This is a genomic window from Wenyingzhuangia gilva (assembly GCF_030519655.1).
GTDB lineage: Bacteria > Bacteroidota > Bacteroidia > Flavobacteriales > Flavobacteriaceae > Wenyingzhuangia > Wenyingzhuangia gilva.
On the sequence record NZ_JAUMIT010000001.1, the window covers coordinates 137,601 to 156,579 of the forward strand.

General features: G+C 31.1%; 16 protein-coding genes. 5 read left to right on the forward strand and 11 right to left on the reverse strand.

Annotated features, from left to right (window positions below; genetic code table 11):
* Nucleotides 1-11 precede the first annotated feature (11 nt).
* From lacZ to QVZ41_RS00590, 3 genes are all read left to right on the forward strand, one after another.
* Entirely contained in the window at nt 12-3,116 is a 3,105-nt protein-coding gene (gene lacZ, locus QVZ41_RS00580; protein WP_302882613.1) for a beta-galactosidase, LacZ type, read from the forward strand.
* Between the two features lie 78 nt (nt 3,117-3,194).
* On the forward strand, nt 3,195-5,549 hold the full coding sequence (locus QVZ41_RS00585; protein ID WP_302882614.1) for a glycoside hydrolase family 95 protein: 2,355 nt from the start codon (nt 3,195-3,197) through the stop codon (nt 5,547-5,549).
* A gap of 189 nt (nt 5,550-5,738) precedes the next feature.
* On the forward strand, nt 5,739-6,935 hold the full coding sequence (locus QVZ41_RS00590) for a hypothetical protein (protein ID WP_302882615.1): 1,197 nt from the start codon (nt 5,739-5,741) through the stop codon (nt 6,933-6,935).
* Here QVZ41_RS00590 and QVZ41_RS00595 read toward each other — a convergent pair.
* On the reverse strand, nt 6,932-7,306 hold the full coding sequence (locus QVZ41_RS00595) for a winged helix-turn-helix transcriptional regulator (protein ID WP_302882616.1): 375 nt from the start codon (nt 7,304-7,306) through the stop codon (nt 6,932-6,934). The genes QVZ41_RS00590 and QVZ41_RS00595 overlap by 4 nt on opposite strands.
* A 146-nt stretch (nt 7,307-7,452) precedes the next feature.
* Between QVZ41_RS00595 and QVZ41_RS00600 the strand changes: the two genes are divergently transcribed.
* Both QVZ41_RS00600 and era read left to right on the forward strand, forming a co-directional pair.
* Complete coding sequence (locus QVZ41_RS00600) at nt 7,453-8,340, forward strand: SDR family oxidoreductase (protein WP_302882617.1); 888 nt, start codon at nt 7,453-7,455, stop codon at nt 8,338-8,340.
* Between the two features lie 136 nt (nt 8,341-8,476).
* Entirely contained in the window at nt 8,477-9,358 is an 882-nt protein-coding gene (gene era, locus QVZ41_RS00605; RefSeq protein ID WP_302882618.1) for a GTPase Era, read from the forward strand.
* Between the two features lie 29 nt (nt 9,359-9,387).
* Here the strand turns inward: era and QVZ41_RS00610 are convergent, their stop codons facing one another.
* The 10 genes from QVZ41_RS00610 to QVZ41_RS00655 all read right to left on the reverse strand — a co-directional run bounded on the left by QVZ41_RS00610 (nt 9,388) and on the right by QVZ41_RS00655 (nt 18,965).
* Nucleotides 9,388-9,903 carry a DinB family protein gene (locus tag QVZ41_RS00610; RefSeq protein WP_302882619.1) on the reverse strand — a complete coding sequence of 172 codons (516 nt, stop codon included), beginning with the start codon at nt 9,901-9,903 and terminating at the stop codon, nt 9,388-9,390.
* A gap of 6 nt (nt 9,904-9,909) precedes the next feature.
* Nucleotides 9,910-11,604, reverse strand: coding sequence for a gliding motility protein RemB (locus QVZ41_RS00615; RefSeq protein ID WP_302882620.1), 1,695 nt, complete (start codon nt 11,602-11,604; stop codon nt 9,910-9,912).
* Nucleotides 11,604-12,182 carry an acyltransferase gene (locus tag QVZ41_RS00620; protein ID WP_302882621.1) on the reverse strand — a complete coding sequence of 193 codons (579 nt, stop codon included), beginning with the start codon at nt 12,180-12,182 and terminating at the stop codon, nt 11,604-11,606. The genes QVZ41_RS00615 and QVZ41_RS00620 overlap by 1 nt, the downstream gene beginning before the upstream one ends.
* A gap of 111 nt (nt 12,183-12,293) precedes the next feature.
* Nucleotides 12,294-13,208, reverse strand: coding sequence for a CPBP family intramembrane glutamic endopeptidase (locus QVZ41_RS00625; RefSeq protein WP_302882622.1), 915 nt, complete (start codon nt 13,206-13,208; stop codon nt 12,294-12,296).
* Nucleotides 13,190-14,224 carry an o-succinylbenzoate synthase gene (locus QVZ41_RS00630; RefSeq protein WP_302882623.1) on the reverse strand — a complete coding sequence of 345 codons (1,035 nt, stop codon included), beginning with the start codon at nt 14,222-14,224 and terminating at the stop codon, nt 13,190-13,192. The genes QVZ41_RS00625 and QVZ41_RS00630 overlap by 19 nt, the downstream gene beginning before the upstream one ends.
* A 59-nt stretch (nt 14,225-14,283) precedes the next feature.
* Nucleotides 14,284-14,814: an SRPBCC family protein gene (locus QVZ41_RS00635; protein WP_302882624.1), complete on the reverse strand. Its 531-nt coding sequence runs from the start codon at nt 14,812-14,814 to the stop codon at nt 14,284-14,286.
* Nucleotides 14,815-14,845: 31 nt separating this feature from the next.
* Entirely contained in the window at nt 14,846-15,739 is an 894-nt protein-coding gene (gene menA, locus QVZ41_RS00640; protein WP_302882625.1) for a 1,4-dihydroxy-2-naphthoate octaprenyltransferase, read from the reverse strand.
* 79 nt (nt 15,740-15,818) lie between these two features.
* Nucleotides 15,819-16,604: a (Fe-S)-binding protein gene (locus tag QVZ41_RS00645; RefSeq protein ID WP_302882626.1), complete on the reverse strand. Its 786-nt coding sequence runs from the start codon at nt 16,602-16,604 to the stop codon at nt 15,819-15,821.
* A gap of 76 nt (nt 16,605-16,680) precedes the next feature.
* Nucleotides 16,681-17,994: a 4Fe-4S dicluster domain-containing protein gene (locus tag QVZ41_RS00650; RefSeq protein WP_302882627.1), complete on the reverse strand. Its 1,314-nt coding sequence runs from the start codon at nt 17,992-17,994 to the stop codon at nt 16,681-16,683.
* A 5-nt stretch (nt 17,995-17,999) separates the two neighbouring features.
* Nucleotides 18,000-18,965, reverse strand: a complete 966-nt coding sequence (locus QVZ41_RS00655) for an MlaD family protein (RefSeq protein ID WP_302882628.1) — start codon at nt 18,963-18,965, stop codon at nt 18,000-18,002.
* Between the last annotated feature and the right edge of the window lie 14 nt (nt 18,966-18,979).

The following is an 18,979-nucleotide window of genomic DNA, read 5'->3' on the forward strand; positions in this document are numbered from 1 at the left end:
ACCATTAAAAAATGACCAAAATAAAACTGTTAATTCTAGTCCTTATTTTTTCTCAAAACATCTTTAGTCAAAACGACTGGGAAAATCCGGAACTCTTCCAAATCAATAGAGAAAAAGCACATGCAACCTTTTATTCTTACTCAGCCTTAAACAAAGCTGAAAAGAACAATCCACATCAAGAAGATAATATTCAATTTTTAAATGGAAAATGGAAATTTCAATATGCAAACAAAATATCTGAAAGAAATTTAGACTTTTTCAAATCAGATTTTGACGATAGCAAATGGGATGAAATTACCGTTCCTGGTAACTGGGAAATGTATGGTTATGGATACCCTAATTACACCAATGCTGATTATCCTTTTACCCCAAATCCTCCTTTTATTAGTGAATCTCCTGTAGGTTCTTATATAACCTATTTTAATCTTCCTAAAAACTGGAAAGGAAAAGAAGTTTTCTTACAATTTGGATCTGTCAAATCTGGATATTACCTGTGGATCAATGGTAAAAAAGTAGGGTATAGTCAAGACTCAAAGTTACCTTCAGAATTTAATATTACTTCTTATTTAACATCAGGAAAAAATAAAATAGCGGTTCAAGTATTTCAATTTACAGACGGTAGTTATTTAGAAGATCAGGATTTTTGGAGATTATCTGGTATTCAAAGAGATGTTATATTACAAGCAAAATCTAAAACACATATCAATGATTTTTATGCTGATGCCTCTTTAGATAACAACTATGAACATGGTGTTTTAAATTTAAATATTGATATTAAAAACATCAAAAACAAGAACAAAGACTTTAGTATAAAATATCAATTGATTGATGCTAATGGAAAAGAGATTAGTAGTAAAAAATCTAAATTTAAATCAACCAAAAATGAACAGTCTATTTCTTTTGTTGATAAAATTCCTGACGTAAATAAATGGTCTGCAGAAAATCCATACCTATATCAATTAATCATTAGTCTTTACGACAAAAAAAATCAGTTAGTAGAAGCTACTTCCGTTAAAACAGGATTTAGAACCTCGGAAATTAAAAACGGACAACTTTTAGTAAATGGTAAACCCATTCTTTTAAAAGGTGTAAATAGACATGAACACAATCCTTATTTTGGACACGTTGTAAATAAAGAAGACATGATTGCTGATATAAAAGTAATGAAGCAATTTAACATTAATGCCGTAAGAACTTCTCATTATCCTAACGATCCTATGTGGTACCAATTGTGTGATGAATATGGATTATATGTATATGATGAAGCCAATATAGAATCTCATGGAATGGGTTATGATCCCGACAAGACCTTAGGAAACAAACCTGTTTGGAAAGCTGCTCATGTGGAGAGAATTACCAACATGATTAAAAGAGATAAAAACCATCCTTCTATTATTGTTTGGAGTATGGGGAACGAAGCTGGAACTGGAGTTAATTTTTTAGCAGGTTACAAAGCAGCACATGCTTTAAATACAAAACGCCCAGTTCATTATGAACGTGCTGAAAGAATGACTGATATTAAAGAAAGACATACTGATATTGCAGGACATATGTATGCTTCTATAGATTTTGTTAAAAATAGATGGTTAGGTTCAGATAACGATCGTCCTTTTATTTGGTGTGAATACTCTCACGCCATGGGAAATAGCAATGGAAATTTTCAAGAATACTGGGATTTGGTAAAGTCTCATCGTCAATTGCAAGGTGGATTTATTTGGGATTGGATGGATCAAGGATTGGCTAAACTAGATGAAAATGGAAAACAATTTTGGGCTTATGGTGGACATTTTGAACCAGAAGGTATTTATCACGATAACAACTTTTGTATGAATGGTGTAGTAGACCCCGATTTAAAACCTCATCCTGCTCTATTTGAAATAAAAAAAGTATATCAAAACATTATCTTTAAAAAACTAGATATCAAAACAGGCAAGGTTCTTATTGAAAACGAAAACTTTTTCACTAACATAGACAACTACTCTATTGTTTGGGAGTTTTTAGAAAACGGAAAGATTACTAAATCCGGAAAATTTATTCCATTAGGAGTTGCTCCTCAAACTAATAAAGAATTTAAAATTGAACTTCCTGAAGTTAATAAAAACTCAGACTCATTTTTAAATATTTATGCGCTTCAGAATACTAAAAATAAGTTTATTCCTTACGGACACAAAGTAGCTTCTGAGCAATTTGAATTGAATACTGTTATTCCTTCTAAAAAAAATAACATTAGTACTAAGCCTATTAAAACTTCCGAGACAGACAAAGAAATCATAATAACTGGGGTAGATTTTGTTACCCAGATTTCTAAAGAAACAGGATTATTACATTCTTATATTTTAAATGAATACCAATTAATTAAAGCTCCATTAAAAATTGATTTCTGGAGAGCTCCAACTGATAATGATTTTGGAAATGAATTACAAAAAAGAGCCTTGGTTTGGAAACATGCAGCAGATAAATTTGTATTGCAAAACATCAATTCTAAAAAAACATCTACATCAGAAGTAATGATCTCAACCTCTTTTAAAAACGAAGAAATTGATGGAAACATTGACATTAACTATGTAATTAATGGAGACGGAAAAATAACTATAGATTATAGCTTTGAAGCAAAAAAAGAAAATTTACCTGAAATTCCAAGAATTGGATTAAGCCTACAGCTTCCTAAGGAAATGAATAATTTATCTTATTACGGTCGTGGTCCTTGGGAAAATTATATAGATAGAAATACAGCTGCTTTTGTGGGTAAATATCAATCTACGGTTACAGATCAATATTTTGCTTATAACCGACCACAAGAAAATGGACACAAAACTGATGTTCGTTGGTTAAGCCTAAAAAATCAAATAGGAATTGGACTTAAAATAAAAGCTATAGAGCATCCTATTGAATTTAATGCATTACACAACAGCACTAGTGATTTTGACCCTGGTGAAAACAAACTGTTAAGAACCACTACTGATATTACTGAAAAAGATTTTGTAGAATTACACATAGACCACAAAATGATGGGTGTTGGTGGAGATACTAGTTGGGGAGCAAAACCACATGAACAATATATGTTTTACGGCAACAAAAAGTATAAATTTAATTTTATCTTAGTTCCTGAAAAATAAATTTATTAAATAATGCCCCCATTAAAAAAAACTAAAACCATTATAAAAATATGTATTATTTTTATAATGGTTAATCCAATGCTACTTTTAGCACAATCACAAAATATTTTATGGTTTAATGAACCAGCCAACTATTTTGAAGAAACACTTGTTTTAGGAAATGGTAAAATGGGAGCCTCCGTTTTTGGAGGAGTAAATTCTGACCAAATATATTTAAATGACGCAACGTTATGGTCTGGAGAACCTATAAATCCATACAACAATCCAGAAGCTTACAAATATGTTAAACCTGTAAGGAATGCGTTGCAAAACGAAAACTATAAAGCTGCAGATTCTATAAATCGCTTTATTCAAGGTGCATTTTCTCAATCATATGCTCCTTTAGGAACCATGGTGGTGCACTATAAAAATCAAGATGATTTTAAAAATTATCACCGAGAGCTAGACATTAGTAAAGCTATTTCAACAGTTACTTATAAGAGTAAAGGAGTTAATTTTAAAAGAGAATATTTTATTTCTCATCCTGATCAAATTATGGTAATTCATTTAACCAGTAGTCAAAAAAACACTATTAATTGTAATATCAATTTTAATAGTCTCTTAAAATATAAAATCACCAATACTAAAGATGTCTTAAATATTAGTGGTTATGCTCCTTATCATGCAGAACCTAGTTATAGAAATAACATAAAAGACCCTATTCTTTTTGACAAAGACAGAGGAACAAGGTTTACCACTTTGTTTAAAGTAAAAAATATTGATGGAGAAATTAAAATAACTGATGATTCTTTGGAAATAAAAAACTGTAGTGAGGCTACCGTTTATGTTTCTATAGCTACAAGTTTTAATGGTTTTGACAAGAATCCTGCTACACAAGGACTTGATCATCAAAAAAATGCTTTTACCAACTTAAAAAAAGCTTCTAAAAAAACTTTTGAAGAATTAAAAAACAATCATTTAAAAGATTATCAAAATTTATACAACAGAGTAAAATTAGATTTAGGGCCTACTGATGCACCTAAACTAGCTACTAATAAAAGATTATTACGCTATAGTGAGGAAGGTATTGAGGATAAAAACTTAGAAATTTTATACTTTAATTATGGTAGATATTTATTAATATCTTCATCAAGAACCAAAGGAGTTCCAGCCAATTTACAAGGTATTTGGAACCCTTATATGAGACCTCCTTGGAGCAGTAATTACACTTTAAATATAAATGCTCAAGAAAACTATTGGTTGGCAGAAACTGCTAATCTTTCTGAACTTCACGCTCCACTTCTAGAGTTTATCAAAAATATTTCTAAAACAGGAGCTATTACAGCCAAAACCTATTACGGAGTTAACGGATGGGCTGCATGTCAAAATTCAGATATTTGGGCTCTTAGCAACCCTGTTGGAGATTTTGGAGAAGGAGATCCTAATTGGGCTAACTGGAACATGGGAGGAACATGGTTGGCCACTCATTTATGGGAACACTACAATTATACTCAAGACAAAAAATATCTAAAAAAAGATGCTTACCCTGTGATGAAGGGAGCTGTAGAATTCTGTTTAGATTGGATGATCAAAGATAAAAACGAGAAATGGATTACCTCTCCCTCTACTTCTCCTGAAAACATATACATCACTCCTGAAGGATATCACGGTGCTACATTATACGGAGCTACTGCTGATTTAGCCATGATTAGAGAATTGTTTAATAATTTTATAAGTGCTTCATCAGAATTAAACATACAAGATGACTTTTTAACACGTGTAAAAGAAGTAAAAGACAATTTACACCCTTATCAAATTGGAAAAAAAGGAAATTTACAAGAATGGTATTATGATTGGGAAGACGAAGAACCAAAACACAGACATCAATCTCATCTTTTTGGTTTGTATCCAGGTCATCATATTACAGTAAACAACACTCCTAATTTAGCCAATGCTGCTCGTAAAACTCTAGAAATAAAAGGAGATGAAACCACTGGATGGTCTAAAGGATGGAGAATTAATCTTTGGGCTAGATTACAGGATGGAAATCATGCTTACAAAATGTATAGAGAATTACTAAAATATGTTGATCCTGATAAATCTGATGGAACTCATAAAGGACATGGTGGGACTTATCCTAACCTTTTTGATGCCCACCCTCCTTTTCAAATTGATGGTAATTTTGGAGGTGCTGCTGCGGTTATTGAAATGCTAATGCAGTCTTACGATAGCAAAATATATTTATTGCCTGCTTTGCCAGATGTTTGGAACCAAGGAAGCATTAAAGGTATTAAAGCCAAAGGTGGTTTTGAACTTGAAATGGAATGGAAAAATAATACATTAATCAAAACCAGTATAAAAGCTACTACCACAGGAAAAACCACTTTGATTTATGGAAAAATAAAAAAAGAGGTTTCATTAAGGAAAGGTGAAACAAAAGAGATTTTGTGGTAACAACAAAATATATTTATAGCGCTAAAGCATTCATGTTTTAGCGCTATTTTTTTTTACATTTACATTATCAATTCGCTCCATAACTATTTACAAATGTTTTTCAATATAAACTCAAAAAAAATATTAAAAACCTTAATAATACTTTTAAGTTTTATAACCTTAGAAAAAACTTTTTCACAAAACAACTACTTGCCTGGATATATTATTAATCAACAAAAAGATACTATTAAAGGACTTATAAATTACTTAGATTGGGATAAAACACCAATAAAAATAAACTTTAAAAGTAAATTGACTGAAAAAGACATTAATTATACTCCTAAAGATATTGTTGAGTTTTCTGTAAATCATCAAAAATTTATTAGTACCTCTGCTAAAACATTATCTAATTCCAACAAAACAAATCAGCTTAGTTACAGTCCAAAAATTAAATTAACAGAAAACCATGTTTTTTTGCAAACCATATATGGAGGAGTCAAAAGTCTATACCAATATATAAGCCCTACAGGAATTGAAAGTTTTTACATAAAGAAAGATAATACTTATGAAATCCTAATTTATAATAAATACCTTAAGAAACAAAAAAGTACAAACATAACTGTTGAACAAAATTTCTACATAGAACAACTAAAAAATTACTTTAAAAATTCTATTCCTTTAAAAGAATCCGATTTTAAAAACACCAAATATAATTTAAGTAGTCTTAGTCATCTTTTTGAAAAATTTTATAAAATTAATCTAACCAAAACATCATATAAAAAAGCCAAAGAAAAAATTGATATAGAATTTGGGTTGACAATTGGAGCAAGTATTGGTATTCTTAACACAGACGATGTTACATTTAGTCGTATATTATTAAACTCCGAAAATGAGTATGAATACTACCTAATTACTTTTCCTACCAACTATAATAAATCGTATGATTTTACAGGAGGCTTTTTTTTAAATGTTACTCTTCCTAAAAAACTACGAAGATGGTCTATCAATAATGAGGTTTTTTATACAAATCTTAAATTTTCTGGAACATCTAAGATAGCAACATCTCAGAATTATTCTGAAATTGCGTATTCTAGTATTAGATTGAACAATATGGCTAGGTATACTTTTCCATTAAAAAAACTATTTATTTTCATCAATGCTGGAATTATAAATGGTTTTGCGTACAAAGAAGCTAATTACGGAAAGATTCAAGATCCAATTATAATAAATGATGAAGGTAAGATCTATGAAGCAAGAAAATACGAACAAGGTCTTTTAGCAGGTGTTGGTTTAAAATATAAAAAAACCTTATTTGAAATCAGGTATGATGTAAGTAATGGTATTTCAAATTATGGCTTAATTACCAAACCTAAAAGAATCTCTTTTCTATTAAGTTATACTCTTTAACTTGAGGTTAAAGCGGTAGCTCTGGCACTTTTTATTTCTACCATATGTTCATTCGCCCAAGAAACTAAGTTTTTTAAATTTGGTAACAAACTTTTTCCTCTTTCCGTTAAATTGTATTCTACTTTTGGCGGAATTTGAGGATAGATTTCACGGTGAATTAAGTCATCTGCTTCCAACTTTTTTAAAGTAACAGTTAGCATTTTTTGAGAAATGGTGCCTATATACTTATGTATTTCATTAAAACGTAAAGTATCAGCATCTCCTAATAGTAGAATCACTAAAACAGACCATTTATCTCCTATCCTATCTAACACATTTCTAACTGGACAATTATCTGCATCCAAATATTTTTCTAAATTATTTTTACTCATAATCAACTCATTATCAATGTTAATTACCTTAAAGTAAGTGTCTTACTTATTTTTCAGTTCTTGTATAAACAATAATTACCTTCTATCTTTGACTTACCAAAAGTAAGTAAAAAACTTTTATTAAATAAATATTAAAAAATATCAAAATGAAAAAAACATTAATTACAGGTGCAACAGGAGGTTTAGGTAGCACTGTTGTAAAATTCCTAAAAGAAAAAAACAACTTAAATCATTTAGCGGTTTTGGTTAGAGATGAAAACAACGACTTAGCAAAACAGTATAAAAGTGATGGTATTGAGATAAGAATTGGTGACTACGACAATATAGAATCTCTAGAAAATGCTTTTAAGGACATTGAAGTATTATACTTTGTTTCTGGAAGTGATATCAACAATCGTTTACCTCAGCATAAAAATGTAGTGGCAACAGCTAAAAAAGTAGGGATAAAACATATTTTATATACTAGTACTGTTAGAAAAGATGAAAGTTCATCAGCTCCATTATTTCCTGTAGTAGATTCTCACAAACAAACAGAAGATTTAATTATTGATTCTGGACTTAATTATACCATTTTAAGACATAGTTTATATGCAGAAGTAATTCCTATGTTTATTGGTGATAAAGCGCAATTACTACAAACAAAATCTATTTATTTACCAACAGCAAATGGTGCAACAGCCTTTGTTCCTAGAAAAGATTTTGCAGAAGCAGAAGCTATTATTCTTAGCGATCCTGAAACCTATGAAAATAAAATTTTAGAATTTAACGGAAGTGAAACAATCACATTCTCTGAAATCGCAAAACTTCTATCAGAAACCATCAACGAATCTATTACTTACATTTCTCCTGAAGAAGCTGAGTTTAAAACTAAAATGACAGAGGTTGGTTTACCTGATTTTATTATAGATATGTTAATTATGTTTAGTTTAGGAATTGCCAACACAGAATTTGATCAACAAACAGATGATTTAGAAACTGTTTTAGGAAGAAAAACACAAACATTGAAAGATTTTTTAACGGAAGTTTATCAATAAAAACAGATCTTATTTTTTTATAAAAGGCTTACAAATTATTGTAAGCCTTTTGTTTTTTAGCATCTATTGAATTCTTCACTCACACATTATCATTCTTAATATTGGTTTACGTAACTTTGCAGTTCAATTTGTAATCATGACACACAAAGCTGGTTTTGTAAATATAATAGGAAATCCCAATGTTGGGAAATCTACTTTAATGAATGCCTTTGTAGGTGAAAAATTATCTATCATCACCTCTAAAGCGCAAACAACTAGACATCGTATTTTAGGAATTGTAAACGGAGATGATTATCAAATCATGTTTTCGGATACTCCAGGGATTATAAAACCCGCCTACGAAATGCAAGCTTCTATGATGGATTTTGTAAAATCTGCCTTTGAAGATGCTGATGTTTTGATTTATATGGTAGAAATAGGTGAAAAAGAATTAAAAGATGAAGCGTTCTTTAATAAAATTCAGAACTCTAAAGTTCCTGTAATGTTGTTAATCAACAAAATAGACACTTCTAATCAACAAGAAATTGAAGAAAAATTGGCTTATTGGGAAGAAAAAGTTCCAAAAGCAAACGTGTATTTAATTTCTGCATTAGAGAATTTTAATATTGAACCTGTTTTTGATAAGATTAAAGAATTACTTCCTGAATCTCCAGCTTTTTATCCTAAAGACCAATTAACAGATAAGCCTGAGCGTTTCTTTGTAAATGAAGCAATTCGAGAAAAAATCTTATTAAATTACAAAAAGGAAATTCCTTATGCTGTAGAAATTGAAACAGAAGAATTTTTTGAAGATGACACCATCATTCGTATTCGATCTATTATTATGGTAGAGCGTGAAACACAAAAAGGAATTATTATTGGTCACAAAGGTGCTGCTCTAAAAAAAGTAGGAATGGAAGCTAGAAAAGACCTAGAGATCTTTTTTGATAAAAAAGTATTCTTAGAACTTTATGTAAAGGTGAACAAAAACTGGCGTTCTAACGACAGACAGTTAAAGCGTTTTGGATATAAAGACTAACAAAAAAGCCACTCAATGAGTGGCTTTTTTTATTTAGTAAAATATCTTTCATGCAATACATTTACATGATGCTGTACATGCCCTACACAAATACACCCAAATATTAATGGACTTACGTGTATTCCCGAACAAATTCCTTCTCGCAATAACATCTCATCACTAAAGCTTTTAAACAGGGCTAAAGTAGATTTTCTTACCAAAGAAAATTCTTGTAACAAATCCTCTACAGATCTACTACCGGCATTGGTGTGTTGTGCATATTTTTGTTCTTCAAAACCAATCAACTCTTGTTGTTCTCCTCTAGCCAAAGTCAAGGCTCTGTAAGACATAATTCTTTCAGTATCTATCAAATGTTGTAAAATATCCTTAGGCGTCCATTTTCCTTCTTGGTACTGATAATCTTGTTGTTGAATTAATGATTCTTTTAATTCTTCTAAAATGTTTTGTGAACTACTTAAAGCTTCTAAAACAGTTTCATTTTCTGATACTAAATCAATATACCTATCATAAAAGAAAGGCATCTCTTTTATATTGGTTTTTTTCATTTGGTATTAATAATCTCTATAATTGTTAAATAAATCGGCTTTTACTCCTACTACAAACCATTGGGTGTTTTCCACATTAAAAGTATACCCCGTAGATTCTGGTTCAATTCCTATTCTGGTAATAGGACTGTCTGATTTAAAGTTACGAATTAACGCACCAGCAAATACTTTAAAATTATTAGATGGGTTGATTAAATAACTTACTTCCATATCTGCGTTTAAAGTAGTGGCTACATTTCCTTGTAAAAATTTCTGATCGTAATCTCCATTTCTTTCTGTTGCCAACACAAACACATTTCCTCCATAAGATGTTGAATCTCCATCAATATCAAATCCTTTTTTACCATACACAACTTTTGCATGTGCTCCCCAACGATTTTTATTATATCTGGCAATAAACACAGTTTCCCAAAAATTAGCTCCCCATAAATGAGCCAACGGCTGTCCAAAATGAGCGTAATTATGTTGTTGTTCGTGAGAATAGGTAAACGGTGTTACTTTGTTGTATTCAGCCTGTAATTGTAATCCTTTCACTTTAAAAGCATCAAAAAACTTAGCTCCAATTTGAATGGCATTTTTATTTGCCCAATACCCATTTTGAGGTTTAAAAAATTCGGCCACTTTAAAATCATCTAATAAAAATTGTCCGTAAAAAATGGTGTTTTCTGCTAACCTATATTTCATATCCATTCCTACAATTCCGTTACCAGAATCTTCACCATTGGCAAATTCTAAATTTTTATAAAAAATAATAGGATTAAAATATTCTGCAGGAAATGCTCCTGAACTTCCAGCATTATCAGTAATAATCCCTTCAAAAAAACCAAGATTAAAACGAGGTGTTACATTCCAACTTAAATGATGAAAGGTTCCATATTTCCTTTTGTGACCATAGTTCATTCCTGCCGAAGCATCATCAATAGAATAATTAAAGTCTTTTAACCACATCCACATATTAGTGTATTGTACCTTTCCTACAGTTGTGGTAATTTTTGCATAAGTACTTGGAGCAGAAACATCAGACAAAAACAGAGAACGATACCCATCACCAATAAAATTTTGACCATGACCAAATTGTACATCAAAAAATTTACTAGGAGCATAAGAAACATATCCTGTTGAAATTCCATAATCCATTCCATAAGTTCCAACCCCTTTTCCTTTTCCTCTTCCAGGTATTAAACCTGCTGCATCTTCTGGTTGATTGATTTTTATATAATCGTAAACAAACTGGGTGTATTTTGTTTGACTCTCAAAAGCAGAAGCACTGTAAGAAAACTTATTCCCTATCTGTCCTTCAATTTTAAGAATTCTAGTATTGTTCATCGTCGTACCAACATCGGTGTTATCAACTCCAGCATCTACATCCAAAAGCACATCTAAATGAAACCAATAATCTTTTCCTCTAACAGCTACCAAATGTTCGTTCCACAACTTTCTACCTCCCCAAGATTTTTTATTTTTTAATAAACTGTTTTTATATGCATCCAATCCTGCCACTTTACTCACAGCTTGATACACATATGGTTTTATGGCTGTATGACTATTCTCAGCTTGATAAATACCTTGTTCAAAAACACTATAACTAGCATGATTAAACGGAATTCTTAACTGACTTTCATGCTCTGGAAAGAGTTCCTCTTTTTCTTGAGCATTTAAAATGTTTGCTCCCAATAATAATACCCAAATAATTTTTTTCATCATGATATTCTAGTCACGGTATCGTTAGTCAATTTATATTCTTGTAAACTTTCTTTGCAAATAGCCATTCCGTCTGCATCAAATTTTAATCTGTGTCCGTATTCACTTACCCAACCCATTTGTTTTGATGGATTTCCTACCACCAAAGCATAAGGTTTTACTTCTTTTGTAACTACTGCTCCAGCACCAATCATTGCATATTCTCCAATGGTATTACCACATAAAATGGTAGCATTAGCACCAATACTAGCTCCTTTTTTAACCAACGTAACTTTGTATTCGTCTTTTCTGATGATGGCACTACGTGGATTGATAACATTGGTAAACACCATGGAAGGGCCTAGAAACACGTCTTCCTGACACTCCACTCCTGTATATATAGAAACATTGTTTTGCACTTTAACATTTCTACCCAATTTTACAAAGGGAGACACTACCACATTTTGACCAATGTTACAAACCTCTCCTATTTCTGAATGAGGCATGATGTGACTAAAGTGCCATATTTTGGTTCCTTTTCCAATCTTAGCTCCCTCATCAATCACGGCTGTTTTGTGAGCAAAAAATTCTTGAGACATATTTTTTATCATCTTAATTTCTAGATTACACTACAATACCTTTAACAGTTTATCGAGTGTAGTCGAGATGTTTCTTTTCTAATTTAACTAAGTTTTTCTTTATCAACTATTCTATATCAACTTTTCTTTCCAAGCATTCCATTTGTATTTTTTAGCATAAACAAATAGCAATAATGGATATAAAAAGAACATAGCAACTAGTTCCGTCATCAAACTTGGAGAAGATATGTCTTTAAAAATGGCTGCCGTTTGGAATGCTGTCCAATCCGCAGTAACTAATAGAGCTGTTATCAAATTATTAGCAGCATGAAATCCTAAAGACAATTCTATTCCTTCATCCATTAAAGTCATAATTCCCAATAACAATCCTGTTCCTATATAAAAAACCATGATTCCATAACCCAATTCTTTTACTTCAGGATTTGCATAATGCAACAGTCCAAAAACGACTGATGTAACCAATAAAGGCACCCATTTTGTTTTAGAACTGACTCCCAAACCTTGCATCAAATATCCTCTAAACACGTATTCTTCTAAGCTAGTTTGAATAGGAATTAATACAATTGATAACAAAAATAAAATCGAAAATTTCTTTGCATCAAAATTCCAAACCACCTGTTCTGGACTAATGATATAGCCAATAAAAAACAACAACAAAGTGATGCTTGCCCAAAAGAAGAAAGAAAAGAAAACTCGTTTATAATCTATTTTAACTCTACTCGTTGTTAAACTTGTCCAACTTTGTTTGTGTATTTTTTTTATGATTATAAATAAAGTTATCATAGCACCTACAAAAGGTAACATCATATAAAACAAAGATGTATTGCTATCTAATAAAGTGTATAAATAGTTGATATCTTCAACTCTTGAAGCATCTGCAGTTCCTTCTGTAATTTTATTTGCAATCACTAAATTGTAAGGCAAAGAAAAAGTTAAAGCTCCTATAACTACTAAAATAATTCCTAGTACATAGTTCCAAATACTATGATTTGCTTTGTATGCTTGATCTAAAAATCTATTTTCCATGCTGCATTTGTGTTGTACCTGATACTTCCATCTACTACTTCTAAAGGACTATCTATATTGTTGGTAAACAAACCACCAGTTCCCAAACCTTGTGGCATTTGAACACCTAAAGTATAGGTATATTGACTAATAGCGTTTAGTCCAATATTGCTTTCCAATGCAGAAGTAATCCAAAATGGAATATTTAATGAGTTGGCTATTTCAATCCACTCATTACATCCTTTAAAACCACCCACCAAACTAGGTTTTAAAATAATATATTGTGGCTGAATATTTTTTAACAAAGCTAATTTTTCTTCGTACTTAAAAACACCTATCAATTCCTCATCTAAAGCCACCGGTACTGGTGATTTTAAACACAAATCTCTCATTGCATTTAATTCTCCCTGTTTGATAGGTTGTTCAATAGAATGAATACCCAACATGGCTAAACGTTCTAATTTACGTAAAGCATTTTGTGGAGCAAAAGCTCCATTTGCATCAACTCTTAATGTGATTTGTTTTGTGGTATATTTTTCTCTAATACTACTTAATAGTTTAATTTCTGTATCAAAATCAATGGCTCCAATTTTCATTTTAATGGTAGAAAAGCCTGCTTTTATTTTATCTGCAACTTGCTCTTTCATAAAAGTTTCACTGCCCATCCAAATCAATCCATTAATCGGAATAACATCTTCCCCTCTTGTGAATTTTGAAGGAAACAAATCAAAACCGTTAGAACTTTCTAAAGACAAAAAAGCTTGTTCCAATCCAAATTGAATAGAAGGAAACTCAATTAATTCCTTCCATAAAGTATCTATTCCTAAATGAATATTTTTACAAGCCCATTTTAAATTGGCTTCATAATCGGGTCTATCATCTGCACTTAAACCTCTAAACAAACCTGTTTCTCCATATCCTATTTTTCCATCCTTTTCTAAAATGATAAAATAGGTTTCTTTAGTCTTTAAAACTCCTCTTGAAGTCCCAGAGGCTTGTTTAAAATCAAGAATATATTTTTTATAATTTGCTTTCATACACTAAAAAAAACCTTTTGGGTTTAGCCAAAAGGTTTTGAATTTATTAAGTATTCTGTTTATTTTTCTAATATTGATTTGGCATTTTTCAACCCTTTTTCTAAATCAGAACCTTTTAACTTATTTACATCAATAAGCATCATAAAAACACTTTGTAAGGCTCCATAGTATAAATCTTGTCCCCATATAACTTTGGTATCAGTTCCATTGTCATCAAACTTAAAAAACGTAGTTGAGTTAAATTCAACAGGTTTTTCAATTCTTAACTCAGAAATAATTTCTTTATTAGGGATCATTTCTATAATTTCCTGTTCTCCAACTCCAACTCGCTTATGTTCTGATTTCCACGCGCGAACAGAACCTACAGTGTTCCCAACTCCTCTATATTCATGTACTGTATTTGGGTCTAAAGTTTGTAAAACATCATATTCCTCTATATTTTGTAAAGAGGCAAAATAAGGGTACACTACCTCTATAGGTTTCTCTATAATAATTGACCTTTGTATGGTTTCAGATTTTGGTGCAATCATTATCAAAATTAAAAGTATTGCAATAATGATTACAGATCCGTATAGAAAAATCTTTTTCATTTTTATTAGTTTTACAAGTTCCTTAAAAGTATTAAATAATTAATCCTAAACCAAAAAGGAGCGAAAACAAAAAGGTACTTAAAGCAACTTTTTTTAATTCAGGATCTAACAATACAGCTTCTTTATTGGTGTAAACTGTTTTAATATGTTTTAATAAAGGAACAAAAGCTATTAAAAATAAATATGCTTTAAAAGAATAATTCAAAGCAACAACATAATAAATGGTGGATAGCATTCCAACAATCAATAATACATAATGATAAACCTTTGCTTTATTTGCTCCTAATTTTACTGCCAAAGTATTTTTATTAGATTGAATATCTGACAATCGATCTCTCATGTTATTTAAATTCAACACACCAACACTAAACAATCCTATAGAAATGGCAGGCAAAAAAGACAAGGTTGATACTTGCTTCGTATATAAAAATTCACAGCCTACGACCCCTAACAATCCAAAAAACAAAAAGACAAATAGATCTCCAAAACCAGAATATCCGTAGGCTCCTTTTCCCATGGTATATTTCATGGCTGCTCCAATAGAAGCCAATCCTAGGAAAAAGAAAATAATAGACAACATAAAGTTTTCACTACCAAAAGAAACATAAATTAATAACAATGCAATAATTAAAGTAATGGCAATGGTTATATAAATCCCTTTTAACATTTGCTTTGGAGAAATAGTTCCACTTTGCAAAGCTCGTTGTGGGCCTACTCTATTTTCGTTGTCTGTTCCTTTCACTCCATCTCCATAATCATTAGCAAAGTTAGATAGGACCTGAAATCCAACAGTTGTTAACAAAGCCAACACACAAATATCCCAATGAAAAGCTCCTTTTGAAGCTGCTAAAAAACTCCCTGTAATTACTCCCGACAACGACAAAGGCAAAGTTCTTAGCCTTGCCGCTTGAATCCAATGTTTCATATTTTATTCATAAAAAAAGTAACTACATAACACCTTTAAAGTGTGAGATACTCACTTCAATAATTTTATTGTTTGCCGTTTACAATCCTAAAGATTCTACTAGCAATTCAGCAATATCTTTTACCTGAACCTCTGCTTCTTTTTTGTGATGTTTAATACCATCTGTCATCATGGTATTACAAAAAGGACATCCTGTAGCAATCACATCTGGTTTGGTTTCTAAGGCATCTTGAGTACGTAGATCATTTACATCCATAGTCCCTTTTTCTGGCTCTTTAAACATTTGAGCTCCTCCTGCACCACAACACAAAGAATTGTTTCTTGATCTTTTCATTTCAACCAAATTAGTTCCTTTGATATATTTTAATAAAGTTCTTGGTGCATCATATTCATCATTTGCTCGTCCTAAATAACAAGGATCGTGAAAAGTGATGGTATTGATATCTAACTTAGCTTTAGAAAGATCTAATTTTCCTTCATTTACCAATTGTTCTATAAATTGTGTATGATGTAAAACTTCGTATTTTCCTCCTAACTCAGGATATTCATTTTTTAAAGTGTTGAAAGAATGAGGACAAGCCGTTACAATTTTTTTCACATTGTAAGCATTCATCACCTCAATATTAGTCATGGCTTGCATCTGAAATAAAAATTCATTTCCTGCTCTTTTAGCAGCATCACCACTAGAACTTTCTTCGGTTCCTAACACCGCAAAATTTACCTCAGCTTTGTTTAATATTTTAACAAAGGCTCTGGTTATTTTTTTAGCTCTATCATCAAAACTTCCTGCAGAACCTACCCAAAACAATATATCTGGTTCCTTTCCTTCGGCAAATAAGTCTGCCATTACTGGTACTGTTATCATATCTAATTACGAATTTTGAAATTACGAATTACGAGTTTGATGAATTTGTAATTCCTAATTGATAATTGTTAATTGACTATTCCTCGTTTACCCAATTCAATCTATCCATTTGACTGTATTGCCACGGAGCACCATTGTTTTCTACATTGGTCATCATTGCATTTAATTCCTGAGGAGCTGCAGATTGTTCCATTACTAAATATTGTCTCATGTCCATAATAATAGATAATGGATCAATATTTACAGGACATTCTTCTACACAAGCATTACAACTTGTACAAGCCCAAATTTCTTCTTGAGTAATATAATCATCCCCTAATAATTGCTTTCCATCATCTTGAAAAGTCCCTTTATTAGCATCTATATTTCTACCAACTTCCTCTAACCTATCACGAGTTTTCATCATAATAGCTCTTGGGGACAATTCTTTACCCGTTAAATTTGCTGGACAAACCGATGTACAACGACCACACTCTGTACAAGTGTAAGCATTCATTAATTGCACCCAATTTAAATCGGTCACATCACTCGCTCCAAATTTTTCTGGTTCTCCTTCATCCTCGGCAGGAGCAGCATATGGATCTGCGTTAGGATCCATCATTAATTGTACTTCTTTGGTTACATTTTTATTATTTACAAACTGACCTTTAGGCTTTAAGTTTGCATAAAACGTATTAGGGAAAGCCAATAAAATGTGTAAATGTTTTGAGTAATATAAATAGTTAAGAAAAACTAAAATTCCACAAATATGCAACCACCAAGCTGTGCGTTCAATCAGATACAATCTTTCAAAAGGAATATTTTGAAACAATGGTACAAAAAACTGACTGATGATATTTCCGGTTCCTGATTGTTGTAAATGTACATCTGTAGCATTCATTACTAAAAACAAAGTCATTAAGACCATTTCAAAATACAGAATGTAATTTCCGTCATTTTTGGGCCAATCCGTCATTTCTTTGTTCCAAAAACGTTTGATTTTAAGTACGTTTCTACGCAACCAAAAAACAGTTACAGATATAAAAACTAAAATGGCTAAAACCTCAAAAGTTCCTATTAAGAATCCATAAACACTTTCTCCTAAAATGGGTAAAAATAAACGATGTGTTCCTAACAGTCCGTCTAAAACAATTTCTAAAACCTCAATATTTATAATAATAAAACCAATATAAACAATGATATGCAAAAAACCAGAAACGGGTCTTCTTACCATTTTAGATTGCCCCAAAGCGATTCTAATCATATTTGACCATCTCTCAGATTTTTGATCAGACCTATCTATATCTTTACCCAGTTTAATATTACGAAGTAACTTTTTTACATTGTTTGCAAAAAAGTAGACTCCTACTCCTAATAAAATGGCAAAAATAATATTTGGAATAAACTGCATAGTTTTTAGTTTTCTTTAGTTTCTTCTGATTCCTCGTATTTTCTTTCTTTTTTTCCAAAGATAGAGAAGTGAACAAATCTTTTTGGATGCTCTTTTACATCTCTCAACAATTCTTCCAACTCCTTACTAGCAGCTTCTAAATTGTTATATAAATTTTCATCTTTAGCCAACAAACCTATAGTTCCTTGTCCGGCTTGAATTCCAGCAGTAATGCTATCTAAATGAGAAGCGGTTCTGTTAATTTTTTCTGAAATAGCTAATATTTTAATTTGTGCTAAAGAATCCGAAAAAGTTTTTAAGTTCTTTGTAGTATTCTTGATGTTACTAAAAGTAGCATTCATATTCTGCTGATTACTCTCAATCATTACCTCCACAGATGCTGAAGTATTTTTTAAGCTAGCCATGATTACATTTAAATTTTCAAAACTTGTATTTAAATTTTCTATGGTTTGCTTATTTAACAAAGCATTTAAATTGGCTGTAACCGAATCTATATTTACAATTACATTCTCTACTTTAGATTGTAGGGGATTTAATTTATTGGTGATCGATGAAAAAATATCAGATTCTATTTCTCCTTTTAAATAATCACCAGGTTCAGCTTCTTCTCCATCATACGATGGGATAATTGCCAATGATTTGCCTCCCATTAATCCACCACTATAGATTTTTGCAATAGATTTTTTTGAAAAATGTAAATCTTCTTCAATGGTAAACTCTACAATTAACTGACCTTTTTTTTCAGGGTCATCACTAAAACGAATATCTAAAATTTTACCTACTGTAAAACCATTTACAGTCACAGCACTAGATTTTTTTAATCCGTTAATGTTCTTATAAGTTGTGTAATAACTGCTTAAACCACCGTTAAACAGATTTCTGCCTTTTAGGAAACTAAAGCCCCAATAAAACAATGCTAATATTACCAGTGCAGCAACACCTGCCTTTAATTCTCTAGAAATTTTTATCATGGAACGAAAATACA

Excerpts from the sequence above, each read along its gene's own strand:
- lacZ (WP_302882613.1), top strand. The coding sequence starts at position 12 with ATGACCAAAATAAAACTGTTAATTCTAGTCCTTATTTTTTCTCAAAAC.
- QVZ41_RS00585 (WP_302882614.1), top strand. The coding sequence starts at position 3,195 with ATGCTACTTTTAGCACAATCACAAAATATTTTATGGTTTAATGAACCA.
- QVZ41_RS00595 (WP_302882616.1), bottom strand. The coding sequence starts at position 7,306 with ATGAGTAAAAATAATTTAGAAAAATATTTGGATGCAGATAATTGTCCA.
- QVZ41_RS00600 (WP_302882617.1), top strand. The coding sequence starts at position 7,453 with ATGAAAAAAACATTAATTACAGGTGCAACAGGAGGTTTAGGTAGCACT.
- era (WP_302882618.1), top strand. The coding sequence starts at position 8,477 with ATGACACACAAAGCTGGTTTTGTAAATATAATAGGAAATCCCAATGTT.
- QVZ41_RS00610 (WP_302882619.1), bottom strand. The coding sequence starts at position 9,903 with ATGAAAAAAACCAATATAAAAGAGATGCCTTTCTTTTATGATAGGTAT.
- QVZ41_RS00615 (WP_302882620.1), bottom strand. The coding sequence starts at position 11,604 with ATGAAAAAAATTATTTGGGTATTATTATTGGGAGCAAACATTTTAAAT.
- QVZ41_RS00620 (WP_302882621.1), bottom strand. The coding sequence starts at position 12,182 with ATGTCTCAAGAATTTTTTGCTCACAAAACAGCCGTGATTGATGAGGGA.
- QVZ41_RS00625 (WP_302882622.1), bottom strand. The coding sequence starts at position 13,208 with ATGGAAAATAGATTTTTAGATCAAGCATACAAAGCAAATCATAGTATT.
- QVZ41_RS00630 (WP_302882623.1), bottom strand. The coding sequence starts at position 14,224 with ATGAAAGCAAATTATAAAAAATATATTCTTGATTTTAAACAAGCCTCT.
- QVZ41_RS00635 (WP_302882624.1), bottom strand. The coding sequence starts at position 14,814 with ATGAAAAAGATTTTTCTATACGGATCTGTAATCATTATTGCAATACTT.
- menA (WP_302882625.1), bottom strand. The coding sequence starts at position 15,739 with ATGAAACATTGGATTCAAGCGGCAAGGCTAAGAACTTTGCCTTTGTCG.
- QVZ41_RS00645 (WP_302882626.1), bottom strand. The coding sequence starts at position 16,604 with ATGATAACAGTACCAGTAATGGCAGACTTATTTGCCGAAGGAAAGGAA.
- QVZ41_RS00650 (WP_302882627.1), bottom strand. The coding sequence starts at position 17,994 with ATGCAGTTTATTCCAAATATTATTTTTGCCATTTTATTAGGAGTAGGA.
- QVZ41_RS00655 (WP_302882628.1), bottom strand. The coding sequence starts at position 18,965 with ATGATAAAAATTTCTAGAGAATTAAAGGCAGGTGTTGCTGCACTGGTA.